Source organism: Streptomyces sp. SID3212, from assembly GCF_009865405.1.
Lineage (GTDB): Bacteria > Actinomycetota > Actinomycetes > Streptomycetales > Streptomycetaceae > Streptomyces.
In genome coordinates this window covers 1-5,906 of the sequence record NZ_WWJY01000794.1, presented here as the reverse complement: position 1 = coordinate 5,906, position 5,906 = coordinate 1, and the positions used below count along the sequence as shown (strand labels likewise).

Genomic DNA, 5,906 nt, shown 5'->3' with positions numbered 1-5,906 from the left:
CGGGTCGGCGGCACCGACGGCGTGTGGCGCGGCAGCGCGGGGGTGCACGATCTGGCCTCGGGCGCGCCCGCCGACCCGCACGCCCGCTTCCGGGCCGGTTCGGTGACGAAGGTGTTCACGGCCGCGGTGGTGCTCCAGCTGGCCGCCGAGCACAAGGTCGACCTCGCCCGGACGGTCCGCTCCTACCTGCCGGACCTGGTCCCCGCGGCGTACGGGGAGGTGACCGTACGGCAGTTGCTCGACCACACCAGCGGCATCCCGGCCGCCGAGCTGCCGGGGACCACCCCCGAGGAGCGGTACGCGCACCGCTTCGACCTCCACGACCCGAGAGACATGGCGGCCTCGGCCCTGGCGGAGGAGCCGGAGTTCGCGCCGGGCGGACAGCAGCACTACCTCAACATCAACTACACCCTGCTGGGGCTGCTGACCGAGAAGGTCACGGGCCGTCCCTTCGCCGACGAGGCCGCCCGCCGCGTGCTGCGTCCGCTCGGGCTGCGCGACACGTACTTCCCCGGCGCGGATCCTCGGATCGGCGGCCCGCACAACCACGGCTACCAGTCCTTCCCCCTCCCCGGCGGGGGCACGGAGTTGCGCGATGTGACGGTGTGGGGCGCCACCGAGTCCTGGGCGGCGGGCGACCTCGTCTCCAGCACGGCGGATCTGGAGCGCTTCGTCCGGGCGCTGTTCCGGGGGCGGGTCGTCCCCCGGCCGCAGCTGGCGGAGATGTTCACGCTGCCCGCCGGGCCGGTGCGCCAGTACGGCTCGGGCGAGCCGGCCGCGTACAGCGCGGGCCTGTCGGTCATCACGCTCGGGGGCCGTCAGGTGTGGGGCAAGACCGGGAGCCGCTGGGGCTACACGACGGCGATCGCCGCGACGCGCGACCTCTCGCGCACGCTGGTCTACAGCGTCAACGCCACGGACGCGAAGGGCGAGGGGATGAACCCGAGGGCGCTGTCGCTGATGGTGGCGGCGTTCGGGGAGCCGTCCGCGTAACGACACAGACGACGCGAACGCCCGGCCGCCGTCCCGCGGCCGGGCGTTCACCGTCGTGCCGGATCCCGGCCGGCGTCAGCTGTCGTCAGCCTGTCGTCAGCTGTCGAGCGACGTCATGACGTGCTTGATACGGGTGTAGTCGTCGAAGCCGTACCCGGAGAGGTCCTTGCCGTACCCGGACTGCTTGAACCCGCCGTGCGGCATCTCGGCGACCAGCGGGATGTGCGTGTTGATCCACACACAGCCGAAGTCCAGCGCCTTCGACATCCGCATCGCGCGGCCGTGGTCCTTCGTCCACACGGACGACGCGAGGGCGAAGTCGACGCCGTTCGCGTACTCCACGGCCTGCTCCTCGTCCGTGAAGGACTGGACGGTGATGACGGGGCCGAAGACCTCGTGCTGGACGATCTCGTCGTCCTGCCGGAGCCCGGAGACGACGGTCGCGGCGTAGAAGTACCCCTGGTCGCCGACGCGGTGGCCGCCGGCCTGGACCTTGGCGTGCGCGGGCAGCCGCTCGATGAAGCCCGAGACGTGCGCGAGCTGGTTCGCGTTGTTGAGCGGGCCGTAGAGCACGTCCTCGTCGTCCGCCGCGCCCGTCCTGGTGTCGGCGGCGGCCTTGGCGAGGGCCGTCACGAACTCGTCGTGGATCGACTCGTGGACGAGGACCCGGCAGGCGGCCGTACAGTCCTGGCCCGCGTTGAAGTACCCCGCCACCGCGATGTCCTCGACGGCCTTCGCGATGTCGACGTCCTCGAACACGACGACCGGCGCCTTGCCGCCCAGCTCCAGGTGGACCCGCTTGACGTCCTTGGCCGCCGACGCGGCGACCTGGGAGCCGGCCCGTACGGAACCGGTGATGGACGCCATCGCCGGAGTGGGGTGCTCGACCATCAGCCGGCCGCTGTCCCGGTCGCCGCACAGGACGTTGAAGACGCCCTTGGGGACGATCGCGCCGATGATCTCCGCGAGGAGCAGCGTCGAGGCGGGGGTGGTGTCCGACGGCTTGAGGACCACCGTGTTGCCGGCCGCGAGGGCGGGCGCGAACTTCCAGACGGCCATCATCATCGGGTAGTTCCAGGGCGCGACCTGCGCGACGACGCCGAGGGGCTCGCGCCGTACGAAGGAGGTCAGCCCCTCCATGTACTCCCCGGCCGAGCGGCCTTCGAGCATCCGGGCGGCGCCCGCGAAGAAGCGGATCTGGTCGATCATGGGCGGGATCTCTTCGGTACGGGTCAGCTCCAGCGGCTTGCCCGTGTTCTCCGACTCGGCCGCGATCAGCTCCTCCGCCCGCTCCTCGACGGCGTCGGCGATCTTGAGCAGGACCTTCTGGCGCTCGGCGGGGGTGGCGTCGCGCCAGGCCGGGAAGGCGGTCGCGGCGGCCTCCATGGCGGCGTCGACGTCGGCCTGGCCCGAGAGCGGCGACGTGGCGTACACCTGGCCCGTGGCCGGGTTGACCACCTCGATGGTCCGCCCGTCGGCGGCGTCCCGGAACTCCCCGTTGATGTAGTTACGCAGACGGCGCGGTTCGGTGGTCACTGCCACCCTCCTGTCAGATGTCCTGTTGTCCTGCGGTCAGATGTCCGGTGCCCGGTGTCCGGTGGGTGAGACACCCAGCCTAATCGCTCGGTCGACGCTTTCGACAGGCCCGACCCCCATCAACTTCGGATTCGGTTCTCCTGGGGTCCTGTAACAACGAATTTCATCGCTACAGGGTTGCGGGACGGTCGAGTCGCAGTGCACAGTGAGCTGCGTGGCCAGTCGCAGCGCAGATCCCAGACCAGAGTCCAGGACCGGGAACGGATCCTCCGCCTCCATCGATGCCGTGTCCCTCGCGATCATCGAACAGCTCCAGGAGGACGGCCGGCGCTCCTACGCGGCGATCGGCAAGGCCGTCGGACTCTCCGAGGCGGCCGTGCGCCAGCGGGTGCAGAAGCTGCTGGACCAGGGCGTGATGCAGATCGTCGCCGTCACCGACCCGCTCACCGTCGGCTTCCGGCGCCAGGCGATGGTCGGCGTCAACGTCGAGGGCGACATGGACGCGGTGGCCGACGCGCTGGCGGCGATGGACGAGTGCGAGTACGTGGTGATGACCGCGGGCTCCTTCGACCTGATGGTGGAGATCGTCTGCGAGGACGACGAACACCTGCTGGAAGTGATCAACAAAAGGATCCGCGCGCTCCCCGGCGTGCGCTCCACCGAGAGCTTCATCTACCTCAAGTTGAAGAAGCAGACCTACATGTGGGGAACCCGATAGTCGTGAGCCAGGACCTCTCCAAGACCGCGTACGACCACCTGTGGATGCACTTCACCCGCATGTCGTCGTACAAGAACGCCCCCGTGCCCACCATCGTGCGGGGCGAGGGCACCTACATCTACGACGACACGGGCAAGCGCTACCTCGACGGCCTCTCCGGGCTGTTCGTGGTCAACGCCGGCCACGGCCGTCACGAGCTGGCCGAGACCGCCTACAAGCAGGCGCAGGAGCTGGCGTTCTTCCCGATCTGGTCGTACGCCCACCCGAACGCGGTGGAGCTGGCCGAGCGGCTGGCCCACTACGCGCCCGGCGACCTCAACAAGGTCTTCTTCACCACGGGCGGCGGTGAGGCGGTCGAGACCGCCTGGAAGCTCGCCAAGCAGTACTTCAAGCTGACCGGCAAGCCGACCAAGTACAAGGTCATCTCCCGTGCGGTGGCCTACCACGGCACCCCGCAGGGCGCCCTGTCCATCACCGGACTCCCCGCCCTCAAGGCGCCCTTCGAGCCGCTGGTGCCCGGCGCGCACAAGGTCGTCAACACCAACATCTACCGCGCGCCGATATTCGGGGACGACCCGGAGGCGTACGGCCGCTGGTGCGCCGACCAGATCGAGCAGGAGATCCTCTTCGAGGGCCCCGAGACGGTCGCGGCGGTCTTCCTGGAGCCGGTGCAGAACGCGGGCGGCTGCTTCCCGCCGCCGCCCGGGTACTTCCGGCGGGTCCGCGAGATCTGCGACCAGTACGACGTGCTGCTCGTCTCCGACGAGGTCATCTGCGCGTTCGGCCGGCTCGGCACGATGTTCGCGTGCGACAAGTTCGACTACGTACCGGACATGATCACCTGCGCCAAGGGCATGACGTCGGGCTACTCCCCGATCGGCGCCTGCATCATCTCCGACCGGCTCGCCGAACCGTTCTACGAGGGTGACAACACCTTCCTGCACGGCTACACCTTCGGCGGCCACCCGGTCTCGGCCGCGGTGGGCCTGGCCAACCTCGACATCTTCGAGCGCGAGGGCCTCAACCAGCACGTCCTCGACAACGAGGGCGCGTTCTTCGACACCCTCAAGAAGCTCCACGACCTGCCGATCGTCGGCGACGTCCGCGGCAACGGGTTCTTCTACGGCATCGAGCTGGTGAAGGACAAGGCGACGAAGGAGACGTTCACCGACGAGGAGACCGAGCGTGTCCTGTACGGGTTCCTCTCCAAGGAACTGTTCGACCGCGGCCTGTACTGCCGGGCCGACGACCGGGGGGACCCGGTGGTCCAGCTGGCGCCGCCGCTGATCTCCGACCGGTCGACGTTCGACGAGATCGAGGGGATCCTGCGCTCGGTGCTGACGGAGGCGTGGACGAAGCTCTGATCACCTGATCGTATCGACGGCCCGGGTGCCCCCTTTCGAGTGAGAAGGGTGGCATCCGGGCCGTGTGCTGTGCGCGCACCGGTCCGGGTTACCTACCGTGCCGAGAGACCGATCCGACCGAGGTGGAGGTGTGCGCCATGGTGGCCCCGCCGGACAACGACGTGCTCTGGGCTCGTTCCCTGCACTACTCCCACAACGGCTCGCCCGCCCTCACCGGTGTCTCGCTGGGCGTGCGCGAGGGCGACATCCTCGCCGTGAACGGCCCCCGCGGCAGCGGCAAGTCGACGCTGCTGCGCTGTCTGTCCGGCCAACTGGTGCCGGGCCAGGGCGAGGTCTGGTTCAACAGCTCGCCCGTGCACACCATGAACGCGGTCCTGCGCGAACGCCTGCGCCGCGACCGCTTCAGCTGGATCGACCCGGAGCCGTGCCTGGTCCCCGAGCTGAGCGCCTGGGAGAACGCCGCCCTGCCGCTGCTGATGCGCGGCGCCGGCCACCGCGCGGCCAAGACCGCCGCGATGGAGTGGCTGGAGCGCCTGGACATCGGCGGGTGCGCCCGTAAACGACCGCACGCCCTGCTCCAGAGCCAGCGCCAGCGGGTCGCCGTCGCGCGGGCCCTGGTGACCAAGCCGTCGGTGCTCTTCGCCGACGAACCGACCGCGCCCCTGCACCAGGCGGACAGCGCCCAGGTGCTCCGTACGCTGACCACCGCCGCCCGCTCGCACCGCATCACCGTGGTGCTGGCGACCCTGGAGGCGGAGGTCGCGACCCTCGCCGACCGTACGGTCACGCTGCTCGACGGCCGCCGGGTGGGCTCCCTCCAGCCGTCCGAGGCGGAAGGCCAGGACGCGTGCTCTCTCTCCGTCTGACCCGGGGCACCCACCCACTGGTCCTGCTGCGCCGGCTGCTGGTCGCCGCGGCCTCCGCCGGGGTCGGTTTCCTGCTGCTGTGCACGCTCGGCTGGGCCCTGGGCCATCCGGCCGGATCCTATCTGCGGCTGCTGTGGTGCCTGGTCCCGCTGGCCGCCACGGTCCAGTTCGCGGTGGCGGTGGCCAGGACCGACCCGAGCACCCGGCCCCGCAGCGGACTGTCCGCGGTCGGCCTGGGCCCGGCCCGGCTCACGGTGCTGGCCGTCGCGTCGACGGCCGTGGCCACCACCCTCGGCAGCGCGGTGGCGCTGCTGGTCTTCCTGCACCTGCGCGGCGATCTGACGGGCATGCCGTTCGACGGCGACGCGGCCGACCTGCTCTCCGCGGACCGGCCGCTGCCGCTGGGCGCGGCACTGACCCTGCTGGCGG

General features: G+C 70.4%; 5 protein-coding genes and 1 pseudogene. 5 read left to right on the top strand and 1 reads right to left on the bottom strand.

Features of this window, described 5'->3' with window-relative positions:
- Nucleotides 1-993, top strand: a 993-nt coding sequence (locus GT042_RS24045) for a serine hydrolase domain-containing protein (RefSeq protein WP_161310813.1), incomplete at its 5' end; no start/stop codon positions are given.
- Nucleotides 994-1,089: 96 nt separating this feature from the next.
- Here the strand turns inward: GT042_RS24045 and GT042_RS24040 are convergent.
- Nucleotides 1,090-2,529, bottom strand: coding sequence for a gamma-aminobutyraldehyde dehydrogenase (locus GT042_RS24040; protein ID WP_161310812.1), 1,440 nt, complete (start codon nucleotides 2,527-2,529; stop codon nucleotides 1,090-1,092).
- Between the two features lie 214 nt (nucleotides 2,530-2,743).
- Here GT042_RS24040 and GT042_RS24035 point away from each other — a divergent pair, with 214 nt between their 5' ends.
- The 4 genes and pseudogenes from GT042_RS24035 to GT042_RS24020 all read left to right on the top strand — a co-directional run.
- On the top strand, nucleotides 2,744-3,247 hold the full coding sequence (locus GT042_RS24035) for an Lrp/AsnC family transcriptional regulator (protein WP_161310811.1): 504 nt from the start codon (nucleotides 2,744-2,746) through the stop codon (nucleotides 3,245-3,247).
- On the top strand, nucleotides 3,232-4,611 hold the full coding sequence (locus GT042_RS24030; RefSeq protein ID WP_161310810.1) for an aspartate aminotransferase family protein: 1,380 nt from the start codon (nucleotides 3,232-3,234) through the stop codon (nucleotides 4,609-4,611). Before GT042_RS24035 ends, GT042_RS24030 begins: the two co-directional genes overlap by 16 nt.
- A 137-nt stretch (nucleotides 4,612-4,748) precedes the next feature.
- Nucleotides 4,749-5,477, top strand: coding sequence for an ATP-binding cassette domain-containing protein (locus GT042_RS24025; RefSeq protein ID WP_161310809.1), 729 nt, complete (start codon nucleotides 4,749-4,751; stop codon nucleotides 5,475-5,477).
- Nucleotides 5,459-5,906, top strand: a pseudogene (locus GT042_RS24020) (hypothetical protein); the annotation flags it as partial. The gene GT042_RS24025 and the pseudogene GT042_RS24020, both read left to right, overlap by 19 nt.